20 protein-coding genes are annotated in these 22,017 nt (G+C 76.1%); 9 read left to right on the top strand and 11 right to left on the bottom strand.

Annotated features, from left to right (window positions below):
• The first annotated feature begins 143 nt into the window (after positions 1 to 143).
• Positions 144 to 2,414, top strand: coding sequence for an immune inhibitor A domain-containing protein (locus tag ACI79L_RS02660; RefSeq protein ID WP_456935277.1), 2,271 nt, complete (start codon positions 144 to 146; stop codon positions 2,412 to 2,414).
• 61 nt (positions 2,415 to 2,475) lie between these two features.
• On the opposite strand, the gene serA is transcribed toward ACI79L_RS02660, so the two are convergent.
• Both serA and ACI79L_RS02650 read right to left on the bottom strand, forming a co-directional pair.
• Positions 2,476 to 3,684 carry a phosphoglycerate dehydrogenase gene (gene serA, locus ACI79L_RS02655; RefSeq protein WP_456935276.1) on the bottom strand — a complete coding sequence of 403 codons (1,209 nt, stop codon included), beginning with the start codon at positions 3,682 to 3,684 and terminating at the stop codon, positions 2,476 to 2,478.
• Between the two features lie 78 nt (positions 3,685 to 3,762).
• Entirely contained in the window at positions 3,763 to 4,503 is a 741-nt protein-coding gene (locus ACI79L_RS02650; protein WP_456935275.1) for an HpcH/HpaI aldolase family protein, read from the bottom strand.
• Positions 4,504 to 4,708: 205 nt separating this feature from the next.
• On the opposite strand from ACI79L_RS02650, the gene ACI79L_RS02645 reads away from it, so the two are divergent.
• Entirely contained in the window at positions 4,709 to 6,088 is a 1,380-nt protein-coding gene (locus ACI79L_RS02645; protein WP_456935274.1) for a diacylglycerol/lipid kinase family protein, read from the top strand.
• On the opposite strand, the gene ACI79L_RS02640 is transcribed toward ACI79L_RS02645, so the two are convergent.
• The 4 genes from ACI79L_RS02640 to ACI79L_RS02625 form a co-directional block, all read right to left on the bottom strand.
• A complete protein-coding gene (locus ACI79L_RS02640; protein WP_456935273.1) occupies positions 6,064 to 7,929 on the bottom strand; it encodes a SulP family inorganic anion transporter in 1,866 nt (621 codons plus the stop codon). The genes ACI79L_RS02645 and ACI79L_RS02640 overlap by 25 nt on opposite strands.
• The gene (locus ACI79L_RS02635; protein ID WP_456935272.1) at positions 7,895 to 8,134 is read right to left on the bottom strand and encodes a three-helix bundle dimerization domain-containing protein; all 240 of its coding nucleotides are present in this window, start codon (positions 8,132 to 8,134) and stop codon (positions 7,895 to 7,897) included. Before ACI79L_RS02635 ends, ACI79L_RS02640 begins: the two co-directional genes overlap by 35 nt.
• Before the next feature lie 74 nt (positions 8,135 to 8,208).
• On the bottom strand, positions 8,209 to 8,916 hold the full coding sequence (locus ACI79L_RS02630) for a CPBP family intramembrane glutamic endopeptidase (protein ID WP_456935271.1): 708 nt from the start codon (positions 8,914 to 8,916) through the stop codon (positions 8,209 to 8,211).
• Between the two features lie 18 nt (positions 8,917 to 8,934).
• Positions 8,935 to 10,665, bottom strand: a complete 1,731-nt coding sequence (locus tag ACI79L_RS02625; protein WP_456935270.1) for an alpha/beta hydrolase — start codon at positions 10,663 to 10,665, stop codon at positions 8,935 to 8,937.
• A 111-nt stretch (positions 10,666 to 10,776) separates the two neighbouring features.
• On the opposite strand from ACI79L_RS02625, the gene ACI79L_RS02620 reads away from it, so the two are divergent.
• A complete protein-coding gene (locus tag ACI79L_RS02620; RefSeq protein WP_456935269.1) occupies positions 10,777 to 11,268 on the top strand; it encodes a hypothetical protein in 492 nt (163 codons plus the stop codon).
• A 66-nt stretch (positions 11,269 to 11,334) separates the two neighbouring features.
• On the opposite strand, the gene ACI79L_RS02615 is transcribed toward ACI79L_RS02620, so the two are convergent.
• From ACI79L_RS02615 to ACI79L_RS02605, 3 genes are read right to left on the bottom strand one after another with little or no spacing between them, the layout of a single operon-like run.
• Positions 11,335 to 11,850: a DUF1269 domain-containing protein gene (locus ACI79L_RS02615; RefSeq protein ID WP_456935268.1), complete on the bottom strand. Its 516-nt coding sequence runs from the start codon at positions 11,848 to 11,850 to the stop codon at positions 11,335 to 11,337.
• Positions 11,851 to 11,910: 60 nt separating this feature from the next.
• Positions 11,911 to 12,183 (bottom strand): SHOCT domain-containing protein, encoded by a 273-nt coding sequence (locus tag ACI79L_RS02610; protein ID WP_456935267.1) that lies wholly within the window; start codon positions 12,181 to 12,183, stop codon positions 11,911 to 11,913.
• A gap of 56 nt (positions 12,184 to 12,239) precedes the next feature.
• A complete protein-coding gene (locus ACI79L_RS02605) occupies positions 12,240 to 12,800 on the bottom strand; it encodes an HdeD family acid-resistance protein (protein WP_456935266.1) in 561 nt (186 codons plus the stop codon).
• 113 nt (positions 12,801 to 12,913) lie between these two features.
• Between ACI79L_RS02605 and ACI79L_RS02600 the strand changes: the two genes are divergently transcribed.
• Positions 12,914 to 14,461, top strand: coding sequence for a DUF2252 domain-containing protein (locus ACI79L_RS02600; RefSeq protein WP_456935265.1), 1,548 nt, complete (start codon positions 12,914 to 12,916; stop codon positions 14,459 to 14,461).
• Between the two features lie 58 nt (positions 14,462 to 14,519).
• A complete protein-coding gene (locus ACI79L_RS02595; RefSeq protein WP_456935264.1) occupies positions 14,520 to 15,116 on the top strand; it encodes a potassium channel family protein in 597 nt (198 codons plus the stop codon).
• Between the two features lie 38 nt (positions 15,117 to 15,154).
• Here the strand turns inward: ACI79L_RS02595 and ACI79L_RS02590 are convergent, their stop codons facing one another.
• A complete protein-coding gene (locus ACI79L_RS02590) occupies positions 15,155 to 16,750 on the bottom strand; it encodes a hypothetical protein (RefSeq protein WP_456935263.1) in 1,596 nt (531 codons plus the stop codon).
• 133 nt (positions 16,751 to 16,883) lie between these two features.
• Between ACI79L_RS02590 and ACI79L_RS02585 the strand changes: the two genes are divergently transcribed.
• From ACI79L_RS02585 to ACI79L_RS02570, 4 genes are all read left to right on the top strand, one after another.
• Positions 16,884 to 18,761, top strand: coding sequence for a glycoside hydrolase family 15 protein (locus tag ACI79L_RS02585; RefSeq protein WP_456935262.1), 1,878 nt, complete (start codon positions 16,884 to 16,886; stop codon positions 18,759 to 18,761).
• Between the two features lie 103 nt (positions 18,762 to 18,864).
• Entirely contained in the window at positions 18,865 to 19,227 is a 363-nt protein-coding gene (locus ACI79L_RS02580; RefSeq protein ID WP_456927234.1) for a carboxymuconolactone decarboxylase family protein, read from the top strand.
• A 42-nt stretch (positions 19,228 to 19,269) separates the two neighbouring features.
• Complete coding sequence (locus ACI79L_RS02575) at positions 19,270 to 20,688, top strand: MFS transporter (RefSeq protein WP_456935261.1); 1,419 nt, start codon at positions 19,270 to 19,272, stop codon at positions 20,686 to 20,688.
• A 15-nt stretch (positions 20,689 to 20,703) separates the two neighbouring features.
• On the top strand, positions 20,704 to 21,297 hold the full coding sequence (locus tag ACI79L_RS02570; RefSeq protein ID WP_456935260.1) for an Rv1733c family protein: 594 nt from the start codon (positions 20,704 to 20,706) through the stop codon (positions 21,295 to 21,297).
• Between the two features lie 12 nt (positions 21,298 to 21,309).
• Here ACI79L_RS02570 and ACI79L_RS02565 read toward each other — a convergent pair whose 3' ends face one another.
• Positions 21,310 to 21,798, bottom strand: coding sequence for a DUF6325 family protein (locus ACI79L_RS02565; RefSeq protein WP_456935259.1), 489 nt, complete (start codon positions 21,796 to 21,798; stop codon positions 21,310 to 21,312).
• Positions 21,799 to 22,017: the final 219 nt, after the last annotated feature.

Raw genomic sequence — 22,017 nt, 5'->3', positions numbered from 1 at the left:
GCGGTCTCGTTCGTCACTGTTTGGTCACGGATTGTCGACATATTTACTCCCGCTACCTAACGTCTTCGCGGGCTGCCCCAGAGTGATCGCCGGTGGTTCCCCACCGGTGGTCGGCGGTCCTCGTCCGACATGGGAGACGGTCCTTGAAGAAGAGAGCTCTTCCCCTGGTCGTGGGTGCCGCGCTGGTCGCGGTCGCCCTGCCCACGACCGCGTACGCGGCACCACCACAGGAGGACCCCGGCGCGGCCCCCGCCCGGGCGCACGACCTGCCCAACCCCCTGGGTGACAAGCAGCGCGAGCTGCGGCAGGAGGCCCTCGAGCAGGTCGTCTCCGGCCAGGCCACGCCGACCGGCGACAACAAGGTCGTCGAGGTCGCCAAGGGCCAGTACGTGGAGCTGGCCCAGGAGGACAGCGACGCGATCTGGACGGTTCTCGGCGAGTTCGGCGACCTGCCGCACAACGAGATCCCCCGGCCGGACCGGAGCGTGGACAACACCACGATCTGGGCCGAGGACTTCTCTCAGCCCTACTTCGACCAGCTGCTCTACAGCTCCGCGGACGGGGTCAACTCGGTCGCGAACTTCTACGAGGAGCTGTCCTCGGGCCGGTACACCGTCACCGGCGAGGTCGAGGACTGGGTGACCCTGGACGACCACCCCGCCACCTACTACGGCGAGGGTGACGACGGCCGGCGGCCGTGGGAGTTCGTCAACGAGACCGTCAACACCTGGTACGCCGACCAGCTGGCCTCGGGCAGGACGGCCGCGGAGATCGACGGGTACCTCTCGCAGTTCGACGTCTGGGACCGGTACGACCACGACGGCGACGGCGACTTCGACGAGGCCGACGGCTACATCGACCACTTCCAGGCCGTGCACTCCGGCATGGGCGAGGAGGTCGGCGGCGGCGCGCTCGGCGAGGACGCGATCTGGTCGCACCGCTGGTACAACCAGACCACCCGCGTCGGCGCCGGCGGCCCGACCGTCGACGGCGCGGTGAACCCGCTCGGCGGCACGCGGGTCGGCCAGTCGAAGTACTGGATCGGCGACTACACGGTCGAGCCGGAGAACGGCGGCGTCGGTGTGTTCGCGCACGAGTTCGGCCACGACCTCGGCCTGCCGGACCTCTACGACACCTCCGGCAACAGCGGCGGCGCGGAGAACAGCACCGCCTTCTGGACGCTGATGTCGTCGGGCTCCTACGGCAACAGCGGCCAGCCGGCCGACGGCATCGGCACCAAGCCGATCCACATGGGCGCGTGGGAGAAGCTGCAGCTCGGCTGGCTGGACTACGAGGTCGTGGCGCCGGGCGCCCGGGCCGACACCCGCCTCGGCCCGTCGACATCCACCACCAAGCAGGCGCAGGCGCTGATCGTCGTGCTGCCGGAGCGCGAGGTCACCACGACCGTCGGCACTCCCTTCGAGGGCTCCGACTTCTGGTACTCGGGCCAGGGTGACGACCTCGACCACTCGATGCTGACCGCGCTGCCCGCCGGCGCGGGGACGCTCACCGCCAAGGTGAACTACCAGATCGAGCAGGACTGGGACTACGCCTACGCCGTCTACACCACCGACGGTGGCCGCACCTTCACCCCGCTGCCGACCAACCGGTCGGTCACGACCGATCCCAACGGCCAGAACTTCGGTCACGGCATCACCGGCAGCACCGGTGGCCAGTGGGTCGACCTGTCGGCGAGCCTGGCCGGCGTCCCGGCGGGCGCCCAGGTGGGCTTCCGCTACTGGACCGACGGCGCCGCCACCGAGCCCGGCTTCCTGGTCGACGCCGTGGCGATCGACGGCACCCCGGTGACGGCCTGGACCCTGAACGGGTTCACCACCACCACGGGCTCGGCGACGCAGTCGTTCTTCAACGCCTACATCGCCGAGAACCGCGCCTACACCGGCTACGACGCCGGCCTGCAGACCGGCCCGTACAACTTCGGCTTCCCGACTCGTCCGGACTGGGCCGAGCGGCTGCCGTACCAGGACGGCCTGCTGATCAGCTACTGGAACACCCAGTACGCGGACAACAACGTCGGCGCCCACCCGGGTGGCGGGCTGATCCTGCCGGTCGACGCCCACCCGGGCCTGCTCTACGAGCCGACGGACGACGAGGACAACGGGATCGCCGGCGAGGCCTTCCGGTCGCGCATCCAGTCCTACGACTCCACCTTCGGGCGGCAGGCGACGGACCGGATCACGCTGCACGACCCGGACAGCGGCGTGGCCGGCACCTACGGCGGGCTGCCCGCCGTGCCGACCTTCGACGACACGAAGGACTGGTACGTGGCGGTGGGTGAGCAGCCGGACGCCACCGGCTGGACCGGCGTGGACGTGCCGAAGACCGGCACCCGCATCACCGTGGTGAGCACCAGCGCCCACGACGGGTTCATGCAGGTCCGCGTCAACGGCTGACCTGCCGCACGAGGACGGCCCCCCGGCGTCAGCCGGGGGGCCGTTCCGTGTTCACAGGGGCTCAGCGGGGGCGGCGCCCCACGGTGGTGAGCCGGACGGTCTCCGGCAGGGCGCGCAGCGCGGCCAGCAGGTCCGCCGGCAGCTCGGCGCTCACGTCGGTGACCGCGTACCCGAGCTCGCCGCGGGTGGCCAGGACCTGGCCGTCGACGTTGAGGCCGTGCTCGCCGACCAGCGCGTCGACGCGGGCGAGGACGCCGGGCACGTTGCGGTGCAGCAGCGCGAACCGGGCCGCCGACGACCCGTGCAGGGCCACCGTCGGCAGGTTGACGCTCAGCGTCGTCGTCCCGGTGGTGGTGTAGTCGACGAGCTTGCCGGCGACGAACCGACCGATGTCGTGCTGCGCCTCCTGCGTCGACCCGCCGACGTGCGGGGTGAGGATGACGTTGGGCAGGCCGCGCAGCACCGAGTCGAACGGGTCGCCCTGCTCGCGCGGCTCCTGGGGGAACACGTCGACCGCGGCCCCGGCGATGTGGCCGGACAGGACGTGCTCGCGCAGCGCCTCGTGGTCGACGACGAACCCGCGGGAGAGGTTGAGGAACAGGCTGCGCCGGCGCATCCGGGCGAACTGCTCGGCGCCGAACAGCCCGGCGTTGCCGGCCCGCCCGTCGACGTGCAGCGTCACCGTCTCCGCCCGCTCGAGCAGCTCCTCCAGGCTGTCGCAGCGCTCCGCGTTGCCCAGCGCCAGCTTGTCCTCGAGGTCGTAGAACAGCACCCGCATGCCCAGCGCCTCGGCGAGCACCGACAGCTGGCTGCCGATGTTGCCGTAGCCGACGATGCCGAGCGTGCGGCCGCGGATCTCGTGGCTGCCGGCGGCCGACTTGTCCCAGGTGCCGGCGTGCAGCGCGCGGTCCCGGTCGACCAGCCGCCGCGCCAGGATGACGATCTCCGCGATCGCCATCTCCACCACGCTGCGGGTGTTGGAGTACGGCGCGTTGAACACTGCGATCCCCGCGGCCGCGGCCGCCGCGAGGTCGATCTGGTTGGTGCCGATGCAGAAGGCGCCGACCGCCGCGAGGCCGGGCCGGGCGCGCACGACCTCGGCGGTCACCTGGGTCTTTGACCGGATCCCGAGCAGGTCGACGCCGTCCAGCGCGTCGACCAGGTCGGCCTCGTCCAGCGCTCCCCGGAGGGACTCCACCTGGTAACCGGCCTCCCGCAGCAGGTCGGCCGCCACCGGGTCGATGTTCTCCAGCAGCAGGGCTCTGGGCACTCCGGGGACCTCCTCGACCGGGGACCGCCCGCCGGACCCCGCCGGGACGAGTATCCCGTCGCGGCGGGGGCGGCCCGGTCAGCGGGGGTCGGCCCCCCGGCGGGCGGCCCCGAGGTGGCCCGCCGCCGCCTCGCCGAGCACGGCGGCGTCGACGGCCACCGTGACGATCGTGGCGCCCTCGGCGGCGAACCCCGCGGCCTCCTGCCCGCTGTAGGCGTGCACGCCCACGGGCACGCCGGCGGCGACCGCCCGCGCGACGATCGAGGACAGCACGCCGCGCAGCTCCCCGCGGTGCTCCTCCCCCGTCAGCCCGAGCGACAGGGACAGGTCGCCGGGGCCGACGTACACGCCGTCCAGCCCCTCGACGGCGAGCAGGGCGTCGAGGTCCTCGAGCGCGCCGGCGGCCTCCACCATGAGCACGACCAGGGGCTCGTCCGCGCCGCCGGACAGCCGCCCGATCGACCGGGTCCCGGCCGGCGCGTAGCGGGTGGCCACCACCACCTCGCGGGCGTGCGCGGCGTCGCGGACGTTGGGCACGATCACGCCGCGGGCGCCGAGGTCGAGCGGGCGGCCGACGTCGGCGAAGGCAGGGCTGCGGGTCCGGACCAGCGGCACCGCGCCCGCGGCGGCGATGGCCGCCGCGGTCCCCGGCAGGTCGGCCTCGGCGGTGGCGCCGTGCTGCAGGTCCACGACGACGTAGGCGGCGCCGGTGCGCGCCAGCAGTTCGCCGGTGACCGCGCCGGGCAGCAGGCTCCACAGCCCGTGCGCGGGCTCCCCCGCCGCCCACCGCCGCCGCAGGTCCGCCGCGCTCGCCGCCACGCCACCCCGTCCTTCCCCGCAGACCGCCGCCGGGCCGGCGCGCCACGGACCGGAGGCCCTCCGTCGCCGGCCCGGCGGGGCCGTTCCAGTTTCGGTAAACCGGGCTCGCAGCGCCACCCCTGGCCGGGGAACCGTCCCCGGAGGGTGAGCCCGGACCGCCCCGGCGCCGGGCAGCATCCCCTCCGCCGGCCGGAGGAGGTGCGCCGTGGAGACCTCGCGGACCCGACGGTGGGAGGCCCGCGGCGCGCTGGCGCTGGCCGCCGCCGCCCTGCTCGTGCTGCTGGAGTCCGCCAACGGACGCGGCCTCTGGCTGACGGCAGTCGTGGTGGGGACCGCCGTCGCCGTCGTCGCCGGGGTCTTCTGGTTCCTGCGCCACGGCCGCGTCAAGCGGTGGTTCGCCCTCGCGCTGGTGGTGGCGGCCCCGCTCGCGCTCGTCGTCGTCTTCCTGGCCGAGGACCTGGTGCTGTCCGCCGTCCTGGCCGCGCTGCTCTGGGCCGCCGCGCTGGGCACCGCGCGCGCCGCGCTGCGGCCGGACCCGTCGGCGTGGGCGCTGCCGGTCACCGAGGTGCCGCCGCCCCGCCACCCGTTCCTCGTGATGAACCCGCGGTCCGGGGGCGGCAAGGTCGGCCGGTTCGCGCTGCGGGAGCGGGCGGAGGAGCTCGGCGCGGAGGTGGCGCTGCTGGACCGGCCGGGGACCGACGTGCAGCAGCTCGCCCGCGACGCGCTCGCCCGCGGCGCGGACCTGCTGGGCGTGGCCGGCGGCGACGGCACGCAGGCGCTGGTGGCCGACGTCGCCGCCGAGCACGGCGTGCCGTTCCTGGTGATCAGCGCCGGCACCCGCAACCACTTCGCGCTCGACCTCGGCCTGGACCGGGAGGACCCGTCCCGCTGCCTCGACGCGCTGCGCGACGGCGTGGAGGCGCGGATCGACCTGGGCGCGGTCAACGGGCGGCCGTTCGTGAACAACGCCTCCTTCGGCGCGTACGCCGAGATCGTCGAGGACCCCGGGTACCGGGAGGACAAGGCCGGCACCACCCTCGCGGCGCTGCCCGACCTCCTCAGCCGGCGGCGCGGGGCGCACCTGCGCGCCCAGGCGGGGTCGCTGGTGGTCGACGGGCCGCAGGCGGTGCTGGTCAGCAACGGCTCCTACGACGAGTCCGACCTCGCCGGGATCGGCCGCCGGTCCCGCCTGGACCGCGGCGTGCTCGGCGTCATCGCGATCCGGGTCGACAGCGCGCGGCAGGCCGTCGATCTGCTGCGCGGCGCCCACCAGCGGGGCATCCGGACGGCGGAGGCACGGGAGGTGCTGGTCACCGCCGACGTGCCCGAGGTCCCCGTCGGCATCGACGGCGAGACGGTGCGGCTGGCCACGCCGGTGCGGTGCACGGTCCGCCCGGGGGTGCTGCGGGTCCGGTTGCCGCGGGACCGCCCCGGCGTCCGCGCGCCGCGGGCCCGGGTGCAGTGGTCGTCGCTGTGGTCCCTGGCGCGGGGCCGGCCGCCCCGGGTGGAACCGGCTGCTCCCCCGGCCCGGCCGGCACCGGTCGGCGCGGACCGGACCGCTCAGGCGCCCGGCACGGACGGCTGAGCGCCGCTGCCCCGGCCCGCGTCCGGCGGCGCGTCCCGCGGGCCGGGGACGCGCGACGGCGGGGAGGCGGCGGACGGGCCGGCGTCCGGCCAGTCGGCGCCGGTCTCCTGCTGGAAGGCCCGGACCGCGGCCCCGATCGTGGGGAAGAAGTCCCGCGCGCCGATCTCGCGGGCGAGGCCGTAGCGCTCGATCTTGCGGCGCACCGGGTCCTTGAGCTCGGCGAACACCAGGCTCTGCCCGCGGCCGGCGAGGGTCCGGTCCAGCTCGAACAGCACGTCGGCGGCGGTGGTGTCGACGTCGGTGACCGGCTCGGCCGCGACGACGACCCACCGGGGCGCGGGCTCGCTGCGGGCCAGCGCGGTCACCTCGTCCCGGAAGGTCTTGGCGTTGGCGAAGAACAGCGGCGCGTCGAACCGGTAGATGACCAGGCCCGGGAGACGGCCGGCGTCCGGGTAGGAGTGCACGTCGTGGTAGCCGGGCAGGCCGGCGACCCGGCCCAGCTCGGTCTCGTAGGGGTGCCAGGCCCGGCGGAACACGTTGAGGATCGACAGGCCGACGGCGACCGCGATGCCCGGCAGCACCCCGAGCAGCGCCACGCCGGCGAAGGCGGCCAGCGAGAGGGTGAACTCGACGCGGCGCTGGCGCCACAGCCGGACGGTGCCCGGCAGGTCGGCCAGCGACAGGGACGCGGTGATGACGACCGCCGCCAGCGCCGCCTGCGGCAGGTCGCGGAAGAGGCCGGGCAGGAAGACGATCATCACGAGCACCAGCGCGGCGCCGGTGACCCCGGTCAGCTGGGTGCGGGCGCCGGCCCGCTCGGCGACGGCGGTGCGCGAGGCGCTGGTGCTCACGGGGAAGCCCTGGAACAGCCCGGCGGCCAGGTTCGCCGTCCCGATGCCGACCATCTCCTGCCCGCCGTGCACCTCCTGGCCGGTGCGCTGCGCGAACGACGACGCCGTCGAGATGGTGTCGGCCAGGGAGACCAGCGCGATCGCCAGCGCGCCGGCGACGAGCACGCCGAGGTCGGACCAGCCGACCGACGGGATCGTCAGCGGCGGGAAGCCCTGCGGCAGCTCCCCGACCAGGTCGACCCCCCGCTCCCCGAGGTCGAACGCCGCGCTGCCGGCGATGGCCAGCACGACCATGACCAGCACCGCCGGCACCTTCGGCCACCACCGCTGCAGCACGAGGACCAGCACGACCCCGCCCAGCCCGACCGCCGCCGCGGCCGGCACCGCCTGCCCCTGCGCCACGCCCTCCGCGAAGCCGGCCGCCTCGCCGACCACCCCGTCGGCGTCCACCGAGAACCCGAGCAGCTTGGGCAGCTGGCCGACCAGGATGGTCAGGGCCAGCCCGTTCATGTAGCCGATCATGGTCGGCTTCGACAGCAGGTCGGCGACGAAGCCGAGGCCGGTCCAGCCGGCCACGACCATCACCACCCCGACCATCAGGGCGAGCACCGACGCCAGCGCGACCGCCCGCTCCGGGTCCCCGCCCGCGACCACCAGCGGGAGGACGGTCGCCGCGATCATCGGGCCGAGCGAGGAGTCGGGGCCGAGCACCAGGATGCGGGACGGGCCGAACACGGCGTACGCCAGCAGGCAGGTGATGGTCGTGTAGAGGCCGGTGATCGCCGGCAGCCCCGCCAGCTCGGCGTACGCCATGCCCTGCGGCACGAGCAGCGTGGTCAGGACCACCCCGGCGGCGACGTCGCGGGGCAGCCAGGACCGGCGGTAGCCGCGCAGCGCCCGGAGCCCGGGCGGGACCGGCGTCCCGGCCCTCCCCGGCCGGCGGGAGCCGGCCGGGTCAGCCGGCCGTCCGCCGGACGCGGTAGCGCTCACGGAGCCGCTTCTCCACCAGGATCGGGACGAACACCTGCACGCGGGCGCCGGCGAACGCCGCGAACGCGGCCACCGCCCGCGCCCGGACCTCCACCGGGTCCGCGCCGTACTCCTGCGACAGCCGGGCCACGAGCGGCCCGAGGACCGCGTCCGCGCCGGGGACGGCGTCGCCGTCCGCCGGGACCGGCTCGACGGCCACGCTCATCTCCGCCTCCTCGCCCCGGGGGACGGACGTTCCCGGGACCGTGCCACGGTCCCGGGACGGGGCGGTCCCGGGCCTCACCCGCCGAGGACGAGGCCCGGGGACCCGCCCGCCGCGTCCAGCCGCCGCGCCAGGGGCCCGGCGAGGACGCCGAGCGCGTTGGTCGCCCAGTGCGCGCCGGCCGCGGCGACGACGCTGCCGCTGCGCCGGCGCAGCCCGCCGAACACCAGGCCGCCCGCGGTGGTCACCGCGACGGTGCCCGCGACCACGCCGGCGGGGAGGCCGCGGTCGCCGCCCTCGGCGACCAGCACGGTCGGGACGTGCCACAGGCCGAACGCCACCGCGGTGGTGACCAGCACCGGCCACGGCCGGCAGTGCCGGGCCAGCGCCGCCCAGAGCACCGAGCGGAACGCGACCTCCTCGAGGACCACCGTGCCCAGCGGGATGCTGAGGAGCACCTTCGCCAGCACGCCGGGGAGCGGGAGGTCGTAGCGGTCGTCCAGGAAGGCCGGCCGGGTCGGCGGGACCAGGACCCCCACGAGGTAGACGGCGCCGACGACGCCCACCGCCCCGAGCGCCCACCGGCAGCCCGCCGCCAGCCGGTCGCGGCCCAGGCCCAGCTCCGTCCAGCCGAGCCCGGACAGGCGCGCCCCCGCGAGCAGGGCGGCGCCGGTGAGGCCGCGCACCCACCACGGCGGGCGCACCAGCGGGCCGGCCACGGCCAGCACGGCGATCGCCGCGACGACGGTCCCGCTGCGCAGCCGGGCGCGGGCCGACGCCGTCACGTGCCCGCGCCGGCCGCGTCAGTACCGGCCGAGCAGCGGCCGCAGCCGCGCGGTGTCGGCATCGGTCCACCCGGGCGGCTGCGCGACCGCGGCCCACGCGTCGGCGTAGTCGGCCGTGTACCGGTGGCCGTGCCCGTCCGGGGCGCTCGTGGAGAACGCCATGTCGGCGGTGACCTGCCAGAAGGTGACGAACGGCAGCCACGTCATGGCCTCGGACACGTCCGGCGCGCGCGGCCCCTCGAGCCAGCTCGGCCGGGTCAGCAGCAGCTGGGGGGACCACCAGACGATGGGGTCCGAGGCGTTCTGCAGGTAGACGACCCGGGAGTCCCCCCACGGCGCGGGCGGCGCGGCCAGGTCGGCGGCCTCGTCGGCGAACCGCGCGGTCCGCCCGCCGTCGAGCACCGGGCGCCACTCCGGCGACCCCTCGTCCCGGTCGGCGACCAGGTCCCGCCACAGCGCGTTGAAGTTCGGCGGCCCCGCCCAGACGACCCCGGAGGCCCGGTTCTGGATGTCGGCCAGGCCGCTGAACGCGGCCTCCCCGCCGAAGCTGCCGAGGCTCTCGCCGAGCACCAGCAGGTCCGGCCGCTCGGCCACCGGCAGCCGGGACCAGGTGCCGTACACCGCGTCGAACAGCGCCCGCCCGGCGTCCCGCGCCTTGGCCTGGTCGACGAGGAAGGACAGCCAGCTGGGCAGGTAGGAGTACTGCATGGACACCATCGCGGTGTCCCCGTTGAACACGTGCTCCAGCGCCGCGCCGGCCGCCGGGTCGACCCAGCCGGTCCCGGTGGTGGTGACCACGGCGAGCACCGCCCGGTCGAAGCCGCCGGCCCGCTCCAGGTCGCGGACGGCGAGGTCCGCGCGCTCCTCGACGTCCTCGGCCGACGCCAGCCCGGCGTACACGCGCACCGGCGGGAGCGCCGGCCGCCCCGAGAACGCGGCGAGGTCCTCCGGCGTCGGGCCGGTGCCCACGAAGATCCGCCCCTGCCGGCCGAGCTCCTCCCACCGCAGCAGCGAGCCCGGCCCACCGGACCGCTCGGCGCCGGTGGGCCGGACGGCGCCCTCCCCCGTGCTGTCGTCCTGCACGCTGAACGCGGAGTTCGCGGCCTCGACCAGCCCCTGGAACAGCACGCCGTTGACCAGGAACAGCACCAGCGCCCCGATCCCCACGACGCCGAGCGGCCGGGCCAGCCGCCGCGGCAGCACGCGGGCCAGCAGCCGCACCAGCCCGCGGCCCAGCCACCGGACGCCCCGGCCCAGGGCGACCAGGACCACGAAGAGCAGCACCGCCACGACGACGATGCCGGCGGAGGAGTACCCGCGCGGCGGGTCGAGCCCCATGAGCAGGTGGACCTCGCGCTGCCAGCGCGCGCCGAGCCACAGCGAGACCACGACCAGCGCCGTCCCGGCCACGGCCAGCACCTGCCACGCGCGGCGCCGGAAGCGCGCGGACATCCGGCGGTCGGTGGCCTCCGCGACGAACCAGGCGAGGCCGGTCCCCAGCCCGTAGCCGATCGCCGCGGTGATCCCCGCGACCAGGCCCTGGACCACCCAGCCGCGGGGCAGCAGCGACGGCGTCAGGGACAGGCAGCCGAGCAGCACGGCCCCGGCCAGCCCGCTCCAGCGGTACCGCGGCAGCCGGCGCAGCCACCGGCGGCCCGGCCGGCGCGGGGGCCCCTCCTCCGGCGCCCGGCGCGGCGCGGGGACGGCGGGCGCCACCGAGGCGTCTCGGGTCACCGGTTCGGTCGTCATGGACGGCTCCACACGCACGTGGGGGCGCCGACGCTACGGACGCCCGGGGCCGCCGGGATCGCACCGGGCGGACGATGTGCGGCCCGCGGGCGGCCCCCCACGCTGCGGCCCATGCGAGCCGGACTCGAGGCGCACCTGGGCTCCCGGCAGGTCGGCCGGGTCGTCTACGGCTCGATCATCGGCCTGGCGCTGGTGGTCGCGGTCGAGCAGCACCCGCCGTCGCCGTGGGTGATGGCCGTGTGGCTGCTCGGGACCGCCGCGGCCGTGGGGCTCGCCGAGGTCTACAGCGGCGTGGTGGGCACCGAGACCAGCACGCGGCGGCGGGTCACCCGCACCGAAGTGGTGCACATGACCGAGGACGCCGGGGCGGTCGGGTTCGGCGTGGTGTTCCCCGCCGTGTTCTTCCTGCTGGCCGCGCTCGGCGTGCTCACGACCGGCACCGCGTTCACCGTCGCCAAGTGGTCCGGGGTGGGCCTGATCGGGTTCTACGGCTACTGGGCCGCCCGCTTCGCCGGGTCGCCCCCCGGCTCCGCGGCTCTCCGGGGCGCGCTCGTGGCCCTCGTCGGCACCGGGCTGGTCGTGCTCAAGGCGCTCGTGCACTGACCGGCCGACGGCACGCGGAGGGGCCCGGCCGCACGCGGCTGCGGCCGGGCCCCGTCCAGGGAGAGCTCAGCCCGCCGTCGCGGGCGCCGGCGCCTCCGTGTCGGCGAAGACCTCGCGCAGCTTGGCCTCCTGGTCGTTGCTCAGGTTGCTCTCCACCAGGGTCATGTCCTGGCCCTCGAACGCCTCCCGGACCCGGTCCACGACCGCGTCCGAGGAGAGGACGAACAGCGCCGAGGTCCCCGGCCGGATCTCCTCGCGCATCCGGCGGATGAAGGCGTCGTCGATGCCGACGTCGGTCATGCTGCCGGTGAGGGCACCCATCGCCGCGCCGACCGCCATGCCGAGCAGCGGGACGAGGAAGATCAGGCCGAACAGCATCCCCCAGAACGCGCCGCCCAGGGCGCCGGCCCCGGCCAGGTTGTTCAGCTGACGCGTCTTCGGCTTCCGCGCCCCCTCCGGGTAGGTGACGATCGCCGCGTCGTGGATCTTGATCAGGCCCCGCCGCTGCAGGTCGCCGAGCGTGGCCTGGGCCCGCTCGGCGCCGTCGGCGGTGGGGAACGTCCAGACGGTCATGGTGGCCATGTACTTGCTCCCTCGGGGATGGGTGCACCGGGCCGGCGGCCCGGGGTCAGGAGGAGAGGGTCAGGAGTCGAGGACCCGGCTCTTCTGCAGTGCGAACTCGGCGTCGTCCAGGACTCCGGACTCGTGCAGCCGGCCCAGCTCGCGCAGCTGGGCGAGCTTGGTGTCGGTGTCCACGCGCGGCGGGGGCACCGGCGCGGGCGCCTGCGGCGGCGCCTCCGGGGCCTGCTGCTCGGCCCACCGGTGGGCCTGGCGCCGGGAGACGCGGTTGGACACGGCGGTGGCCGTGCCGGCGATGGCGGCGGTCCGTGCGACGCCGCGGAGCAGTCCTGGCATGTCGGCTCCCGTCCTCCTCGTCCGTCCTCGTCGTCCCGGGTGTCCCCGGGGCCCCGTCACTGGCTGCCGGCGGGGCGCAGGAAGCCGACGACCACCAGCGCCAGGCCGAGGAACAGCACCTGGATGCCGAACAGGACGCACAGCACCAGGACCGTGGCCTCCGGCCAGGTGAGGGCCAGCACGCCGACGACCACGTCGACGACGCCGAGCGCGGCCAGCCAGCCCCGCCCGTCGACCCGGTCCCGCCCGACGGCGGCCAGCGCGATCCGGCCGGCGCCGTGGACGATCAGCGACAGCCCGGTGACCAGCACGAGCGTCCACAGCGTCACGCCGGGCCAGACCGCGGCCAGCACGCCGCCGACCACGAGGACGGCGCCCAGCAGCACCGACGCCCCGCGGGAGCGCCCCGAGTCCCACCCGACGGCGATCTCCAGGAGCCCCCCGGCGATGAACGAGATCCCGACGAGCAGGGCGAGGCTGCGCGCGGCGGCCACCGGGTTGGCCAGCAGCACGACCCCGAGGACCACGACGGCCAGGCCGAGCAGCCCGACCACCACGCGCGCGCCGCTGCGCCGGGGCGGGGCGGTCACGGAGGGACGGGACAGGTCGGTGCTCATCGCGGTCTCCTCACGGGCTGAGTTCCGGCGCCGAGGGTCGCCGTCCGGGAGCGGGACGGCCTCATCCCCACCGGATGAGGCCACCGCGCCGCCCGTCCCGGCACCGTCGGGCCATGAGCGCAGGCGCAGCCGGACGCCGGACGGCCCGGACCACCACCACGACCCGGGACGCGCGCCGCGGGGGCGGCGGCACCGTGCTGGACGGCAACGAGGTGCTGACCGGGACGGCGGTCGTCGTCGAGGACCGGCCGCCGCACGGGGCCGGGCGGCCGCCGCGGCCCACGCCGCAGCAGCGGCGGGCCGCCGGGAAGGCGCTGCGCGCCGGCGCCCCGCTCGACGCGCTCGCCGAGTCCCCGCGGGCCACCCGCACCCGCGACCCGCTCACCCTGCTCGAGGAGCAGACGGCCGGCCGGGTGCCCGAGCTGGTGCCCATCCGCTGGGGGCGGATGCTGGCGTCCCCCTTCGCCTACTACCGCGGCGCCGCCCGCGTCATGGCCTCCGACCAGGCCGGGGCGTCCCGCTCGGGGCTGACCGTGCAGATGTGCGGGGACGCGCACGCGGCCAACTTCGGGCTGTTCGGCTCCCCCGAGCGGCGGCTGGTGTTCGACACCAACGACTTCGACGAGACCCTGCCCGGCCCGTTCGAGCACGACGTCCGGCGGCTGGTCGCCAGCCTGGAGCTGGCCGCCCGGGAGAACGGCCTCCCCCGCAAGCAGCGGCGGGCGGTCACCGTCGCCGCCGGCGCGCGCTACCGGACGGCGATGGCGGAGTTCGCCGCCCAGCGGGACATCGAGGTCTGGTACGCCGGCCTCGACGCCGAGGCGCTGCAGCGGGACCTGGCCCCGCAGCTGGGACCGGGCGCGCGCAAGCGGCTGACCCGCGCGCTGGAGCGGGCGCGGACCCGCGACAGCCTCCAGGCGTTCGGCAAGCTCACCGAGGTGGTCGACGGCCGGCTGCGGATCAAGGCCGAGCCCCCGCTGCTGACGCCGTTGCGCGACCTCGTGCCCGGGGCGGAGGGACCGGACCCGGCCGGCGCCTTCCACGGCCTGATCCGGCAGTACCGGAGCTCGCTGCAGGTGGACCGCCGCACCCTGCTGGAGCGGTACGCGTACGTCGACATGGCCCGCAAGGTCGTCGGGGTGGGCAGCGTGGGCACCCGCTGCTGGGTGGTCCTGCTCGTCGGGCGCGACGACGACGACCCGCTGCTGCTCCAGGTCAAGGAGGCCGGCCCCTCGGTGCACGCCGAGTTCGTCGGGCCCAGCCGCTACACCCACCAGGGCGAGCGGGTGGTGGCCGGCCAGCGCCTCATGCAGCAGGCCAGCGACGTGTTCCTCGGCTGGGAGCGGACCGCCGGCGTCGACGGCGTGGAGCGGGACTTCTACCTCCGGCAGCTGCGGGACTGGAAGGGGTCGATCGAGCTCGGCGACCTGCGCCCCGACGGGCTGCAGACCCTCGGCACGGTGTGCGCCTGGTGCCTCGCCCGGGCGCACGCCCGCACCGGCGACCGCATCGCGATCACCGGCTACCTGGGCTCCTCGCCGGCGTTCGAGCACGCGCTCGCCGACTACGCGGAGGCGTGCGCCGACGTCACCGAGGGCGACCACCGCCAGCTGGCCGAGGCGGCCGCCGCGGGCCGGGTGCCCGTGCAGCGCGACGTCTGACCCGGGTCACCCGGGCCGGGTGATCCGCGGCGCGGACGGGCACCGGGACGCTGCGCGCGTGGGAGGCCCGGCGAGCACCGACCGGCCACCCGGCGCCACCGCCGGGCCGGCGGAGCTGCCGCACGGCCTGCCCGGGCGCGGCCCGCTGCTGCGGGGCGTCGCGCGGACGCTGCTCACGACGGCGGGGCTGCTCGTCGTCTACGCCCTGCTCCCCCTCGACCGGGCGTTCACCGCGGGCACGGTCCTCGCGCTCGGTGCCGGGGTCCTCGCCGTCGGCGTGCTGGTCGTCGTGCAGGTGCGGGCGATCCTGCGTTCGCGGCACCCGGGGCTGCAGGCGGTCGAGGGCATCGCGCTGTCGCTGCCGCTGTTCCTGCTGCTGTTCGCGACCGTGTTCGTGCAGCTGTCCGGCACCGACCCGCGGGCGTTCAGCGAGCCGCTGGACCGCGTCGACGGCGTCTACTTCGTGGTCACCGTGTTCACCACGGTGGGCTTCGGCGACATCACCGCGGTCAGCACCGTCGCCCGGGTCCTCACCACGCTGCTGATGGTCGGCGACCTGGTGCTCATCGGGCTCGTGCTCAAGCTGTTCCTCGGCGCCGTGGACCGCCGCCGGGCGGCCCAGACGGGTGCCGCCGCGCCCGGCGGTGACGGCTGACCCGGCCCGCTCACGAGGCCACGCTCACGAGGCCACGCTCACGAGGCCAGCAGCCGGCCCTTCACCCGGAGGAACTCCTCCTCGGACAGCACGCCGGCGTCACGGGCGGCGCCCAGGCGCAGCAGCAGGTCGAGCCGGTCCTCGAGGGTGGAGATCGCCTCCGGGGGCAGCGCCGGGACCAGCCGCTCGGCCTCGGGGACCGGCGCGGGCGCGGGCAGCGGCCCGGCTCCCGCCGGCCCTCCGGCCGTCCCCGCCGCCGCCGTCCCGGGGGCCGTGGCGGCGGCACCGACCAGCACGCCGCCCACCTCCGGCCCCGGGCGGGGGGCGGGCACCCCGGCCGGCACCCCGTCCGCGGCGGGGACGCCCGGTCCCGGCGCGGCCGGGGCCGCGGCCGGCGCGCGGCCGCTCAGCCACTCCAGGGCACCGATCCACAGCGCCACCAGGGCGCCGACCCAGATCAGCACCGACAGGGTCGGCGACGGCCAGAGCAGCAGCACCACGGCACCGAGCGCGATCCCGGCCCACCGCGCCGGGCCGAGGTGGTCGCGCACCGCCGCGCCCCACCGGGCGGTCCGGCCGGGCAGGTCCAGGCCGTCGGCGAACGCGCGCGCCCAGACGACGGTCCGCCGCGTCCAGGGCTCCCGGGCGGTGACCACGGCCCCGGGCCCGGTGCCGTCGGCCGCCTCCCCGGCGGTGGCCGCCCGCGCCGCCCGCGCCCGCTCCCGGCGGCGCCGCAGCTCGTCCCGGGCCGACGCCGCGCCCCGCCGCACGCCGGCGACGAGGCCGAGCCGCCCCCACGCGACGGTCAGCACGCCGAGGAGCACGGCGCCGACCAGCAGCCACAGCGTCCAGGACCGCAGGTCGCCGGCGAAGACGTCGTACACCGCGCCCACGGCGTCCCGGTTGTCCGGCCGGGCTCCCTGGACCACCAGACCGCGGCCGATCCGCAGGGCAAGCAGGACCAGCAGGGCGAGGACCGCCGTGGTCACCGCCCAGGCCCGCAGGGTGCCGCGCCGGTGCCGGGAGACGGCGAGCGCGCCCGCGAGCGTGCCGAGCGACACCAGGCCCAGCCACCACCAGACCGACCGGAGCAGGTCGACGGCGTTGTAGACCTCCGGGTTCTGCGCCGGGGTCAGCAGGGTGACGCCGACGTCGTCGGGCACGAGGTCGAGGACCTGGCCGGCGAGGCCGTCCCGGAGCGAGGCGGGGATGCGGTCCTTCGCCTGCCCGAGCGTGAACCGCACCGCCTCGCCGGCGACCAGCTGGTCGTGCGCGGAGGTGAGCGCGGCCTCGGTCAGCGGGCGGAACGGGTCGGAGGCCAGCAGCCGGCTCACGCCGGCCGACACGAGCGAGCTGACGCCGCCCTCCACCGTCGACCGGTACGTCTGCAGCCGCTCGGGCAGCGCCGCGACGACGTCGTCGATGGCGGTCTGCACCTCGCTGGTGGCCATCACCGTCGTCGTGACCTGCTCGGTGACGCGGGCCTCCACCTCCGGGAGGTCCACGACCGTCTCCACGTTGGTCACGAACGCCTGCGTGTCGACCACGTTCTGGCGCAGCCACAGCGACGTGCTCGCCAGGACGAGGGCGACGGTGCTGACGAGCAGCAGCAGACCGGTGGCGAAGCGGCGCACGGGACCCACCTCCCTGCCGCGGCAGAGGCGGGGCGCCCGCCGACGGCGTCCCACCCTGGGGGGCAGGGGGTCCGGGGTTCATCACCCACCGGGGATGAGGCGACCGCCCGTCCCCGGCAGCACGGTCGCCGCCATGACCGACACCCTCCCGCCCGCGACCGCCCGGCCCGAGACGGCCATCGCCGACCACGGGATCATCGGCGACCTGCAGACCGCCGCGCTGGTCACCACCGACGGGTCGATCGACTGGTTCTGCTCCCCCCGGTTCGACTCGCCGAGCGTCTTCGGCGCGATCCTGGACGACGAGCGCGGCGGGCACTTCCGCATCCGCCCGGCCGGCACCGAGTACACGTCCTCGCAGATGTACCTGCCCGACACCGCCGTCCTGGTGACCCGCTTCTTCACCCCGGGCGGCATGGGGCAGGTCCTCGACTTCATGCCGATGGCCGGCACCGCAGCCACCGACGACCACCGCATCGTGCGCGTGGTCCAGTGCGTCCGGGGGCGGGTGGACTTCGAGATCGACGTCGCCCCGCGCTTCGACTACGGCCGGCAGGCCCACCGGGTGGAGGCCTCCTCCGGCGGCGCCGTCTTCACGTCCGACAGCGCCCGGATGACGCTGCACCTGGTCCGCGAGCCCGACGACGAGCGGCTGGGGCAGGCCCGGCTGGACGGCACCGACGTGCACGCCACGCTCACGCTGGAGGCGGGGCAGCTCCGCGGCGTCGTGCTGCAGACCGGCGCGGAGGCCCGGCCGCGGGAGGTCCGCCCCTCCGAGATCCGGGCGCTGCTCGCCGAGACGATCGCCGGCTGGCGGTCCTGGGTGGACCGGTCCACCTACCGCGGCCGCTGGCGCGAGGACGTCCAGCGGTCGGCGATCACGCTGAAGCTCATGACCTACGCGCCCAGCGGCGGCATCGTGGCCGCACCGACGGCGGCCCTGCCCGAGCAGGTCGGCGGGGAGCGCAACTGGGACTACCGCTTCACCTGGGTGCGGGACGCGTCGTTCTCCGTGCACGCGCTGCTGCGGCTGGGGATGCGCGAGGAGGCGGGGCACTTCGGGCGCTGGCTCGGCGACCGGATCCGCGAGCGGGCGGGCAGCGACAGCGGGCCGCTCAACATCATGTACCGGATCGACGGCTCCTCCGACCTCAAGGAGGACGTGCTCGAGCACTGGCGCGGCTACCGGGGCTCGGCCCCGGTGCGCATCGGCAACGGCGCGGCCGAGCAGCTGCAGCTCGACATCTACGGCGAGGCGCTGGACAGCCTCTACAGCGGCATCCGGGCCGGCCTGCCGCTGCCCGCGCAGGGCTGGGCGGCGGTCACCCGGGTGCTCGACTGGCTGGCCGACAACTGGGACCAGCCGGAGGAGGGCATCTGGGAGACCCGCGGCGGGCGGGAGCCGTTCACCTACGGGCGGGTCATGAGCTGGGTGGCCTTCGACCGCGGCATCCGGCTGGCGACCGAGCACGGCCGGCCCGCCTCCCTCGGGCGCTGGACCGCCGAGCGGGACGCCGTCTACCGCCAGGTGCTCGACCGCGGCTTCCACCGCACCCGCAACGCCTTCGTCCAGCACTACGACACCGACGTCCTGGACTCCGCGCTGCTGCGGATGCCCACCGTCGGGTTCATCGACGGCCGCGACCCGATGTGGGAGTCGACCCTGCGGGCGATGGACCGCGAGCTGGTGACCGACAGCCTGGTCTACCGCTACGACCCCGAGGCCTCCCCCGACGGGCTGCGCGGGTCGGAGGGGACGTTCTCGCTGTGCACGTTCGCCTACGTCGACGCGCTCACCCGCGCCGGCCGGCTCGAGGACGCCCGCACCGCCTTCGAGAAGATGCTGACCTACGGCAACCACGTGGGCCTGTACTCCGAGGAGATCGCCCTCACCGGCGAGCAGATCGGCAACTTCCCGCAGGCGTTCACCCACCTGGCCCTCATCGACGCGGCCGTCACCCTCGACGCGGCTCTCGACGGGCGCGCGCCGCACGTCGTCGGCGCCGGCTGAGCCGGCCGGGTCGTCCGCGCAGGGGGAGGTCCGGCGGCGCCCGCGCTGCCGAGGCTGGGCACCGCCGGTCCACCCCCGCCGTCGGCCCACCCCAGGAGGAGCCATGACCCAGACCGTCCCCGACGACACCCTCGACGGCCTCGCCCGGGGAGACGCCCCGGTCATCGAGACCGTCCTCGCCATGAACCTCGACGCGCTCGAGCGCTCCGGCCTGGACCCCGACACCTACCTGCTCGTCCGCCTGGCCGTGCTCGTGGCCGTCGGCGCGCCGCCGGCGTCCTACGCGGTCACCCTCGGCATGGCCCAGGACTCGGGCGTCACCGTCGAGCAGGCGCAGGCCGTGCTCGTCGCCATCGCCCCGCTGGTGGGCACCCCGCGCATCACCGCGGCCGCCGGCAACATCCTGCGCGCCGTCCTGGGTGCCGAGGCCCTGGCCGACGCCATCCCCGAGCAGCGCACGTCCTGACCCCGTCCGCCGCGGCGCCGATCCCCACCCGGAGGTCCTCCCGTGACCAGGACCGGCGCCGCGGGCGCGGCGGCCACCGCGACGGCCGGGGCGGTCGTCCTGCCGCTCGCCCTCGCGCAGTTCATCGCCAGCTACGCGGCGTCGAACATGAACGTCGCGATCAGCACGATCGCCGACGACCTCGACACCGACGTCGCGGGGATCCAGACCACCATCACGCTGTTCACGCTGACGATGGCGGCGCTGATGATCCCCGGCAGCAAGCTCACCGACATCTGGGGGCGCAAGCGCTGCTTCGTCCTCGGCCTGGCGGTCTACGGCGCCGGCGCCCTGCTGGCCGCGCTCGCGCCGGGGCTGCTCCTGCTGACCGTCGGCTACTCGCTCCTCGAGGGGATCGGGTCGGCGCTGCTCATCCCGCCGATCTACATCCTCATCACCGTCGTGTTCGACGACGTGAAGACCCGCGCCAAGTGGTTCGGCGTCGTCAGCGGCGCCGCGGGGCTGGGTGCCGCCGCCGGGCCGCTGATCGGCGGCCTGATCACCAGCTACGTGAGCTGGCGGGCGTCGTTCGTGCTGCAGGCCGTCGTCGTGGCCCTGATCGTGCTGCTGGCCCGCCGGATCGACGACCCGCCGCTGCCGGCGCAGCGCCCGCGCTTCGACCTGCTGGGTGCCGTCCTGTCGGCCGCCGGGCTGTTCCTCGTCGTCTTCGGGATCCTGCAGACCGGGACCCAGGGCTGGACCTCGTCCCGGGTGTGGGTCCTGGTCGCCCTCGGCGGCGTGTTCCTGGCCGTCTTCCTCCTCCACGCGCAGAACCGCGAGCGGCACGGCCGCACGCCGCTGGTCTCGCCGTCGCTGTTCCGCAACCGCACGTCGAACCTGGGGCTGACCACCCAGACCGTGCAGTGGCTGGTCATGCAGGGCTCGTTCTTCGTGATCTCGGTCTTCCTGCAGCAGGAGCGGGGCTACTCGGCCGTGCAGACCGGGCTCATGCTGGTGCCGGCCACCGTGGGCATCCTGCTGTCCTCCGGCGCGGCGCAGCGGATGGCCAGCCGGCACCCGCAGCGCCTGCTGATCCGGGCCGGCTTCACGCTCACCGTCGCGGGGCTCGCGCTGCTGCTGGCGCTGGCCCGCCAGGACTCCGCGATCTGGACGTTCTGGCCCGGACTGTTCCTCATGGGCTTCGGCGTCGGCGCGATGCTGACCGCGTCGGTCAACGTGGTGCAGTCGGCGTGGCCGGAGCACGTCCAGGGCGACATCTCCGGGGTCTCGCGCAGCGTCTCCAACCTCGGGTCCTCGCTCGGCGTCGCGATCGCCGGCTCGGTGCTCGTGGGCGCGGCTGCCGCGGGCAACCCCCCGTTCCTCACCGCGATCGTGGTGGTCGGCGGGTTCGCCGTCGTGGGGTGGCTGGCCGCCTTCCTGCTCCCCCGCCCGCCGCGCCGGGCGCCCGCGCCGCCCGCGTGATCCCCGGGACCCGCCGTGAACGGCCCGCTGCACCCCGTCAGGTGGTTCACCCTGGGCTCGGGGCCGCTCAAGCGCGGCACCGACCGGCTGCAGGTGCTCGGCCGGCTCGCCGTCGTCCTCGCCCTGCTGGCCGCCGCACCCCTGGCGGTGGCCGCCACGACCGCCACGCGGCACTCCCTCGAGGCGCAGGCCGAGGCGCAGGCCGCCGAGCGGCACCGCGTGCGCGCCGTGCTGCTCGAGGACGCCCCCGGCGTGGACCACCCGGAGGAACCCGGGGACCGCGTGGCCGGGGCGGCGCCGGCGCGCGCCACCTGGCCGGGGCCGTACGGGGAGCCGCGCGAGGGCGTCCTGCACGTGCGCCCCGGCGCCCCGGCCGGGACGGGGGTGTCCGTGTGGGTGGACGCCGGCGGCAGGGTCACCCGGGAACCGCTCGACCCCGCCACCATCCCGGGGTCGGCGGTGGCGACGGGGGGCCTGGTCCTCGTCGGCGTGCCGCTCGTGACGGGGGTGCTGTACGTGGTCCTGTGCTGGTCCCTGGACGCCCGCCGGGACCGTCAGTGGACGGAGGGCTGGACCGCCGCCGAGCGGGAGTGGAGCACCCGACCCTGAGCGGCCGCGTGCTCAGGTCCCCTCGGCGGGGGCCGGCTGCTCCGCCTCGAGGGCGTCGAGCGCCGCGAGGATCGCCTGGACCGGGACGTGGCCGGAGGCGACCAGCTGGCCGCCGGAGCGCCGCAGCGCGCGGGCGAACGGCGCCGCCCAGACGTTCTCGTAGACGAGGATGCCCGCCGCGGTGCCCGGGTCCAGCGCCGCGGCGGCCTCGGCGAGGTCGTCGTCGCCGAGGAGGCCGGAGCGCGCGCCGTCGAACAGCGCCGCCTCGAGGACCTGCATCCGCCGGAGGTCGGCCTGCTCGAGGGCCGTGACGGAGCCGTCGGCGTCCTTGCGCAGGAACACGAGGTCCAGGATGCGGATGACGCCGCGGTCGACGAGGTCGACCAGCAGCGGGAGGGCCTCGCCGGTCATGCGGTCGGCCGGGAAGGCGACGACGAGGTAGTCGACCGGTCCCATCTGGTCGAGGTCGGCGTCGGTCGGCTGCTGGAGGTCCGTGGTCATCTCTGCCCCAGGGGTGCGGGTGGACGTCGGTCGACCCAGCGTCGGTGCGGGGGCCGCCGATCCACGTCCTCCCGCGCGGACGATCCGCACGACGGCGGGGGGGGGGGGGGGGGGGGGGGGGGGGGGGGGCGGGCGGGGGGGCGGGGGGGGGGGGGGGGGGGGTGCGGGGGGGGGGGGGGGAGGGCGGGTGGGGGGGGGGGGCGCCCCCGCCGCCCCTCC

It is taken from the genome of Geodermatophilus sp. SYSU D00684 (assembly GCF_054050455.1).
The sequence above is the reverse complement of the archived record's forward strand: the minus strand, read 5'-3'. Positions and strand labels throughout refer to the sequence as shown.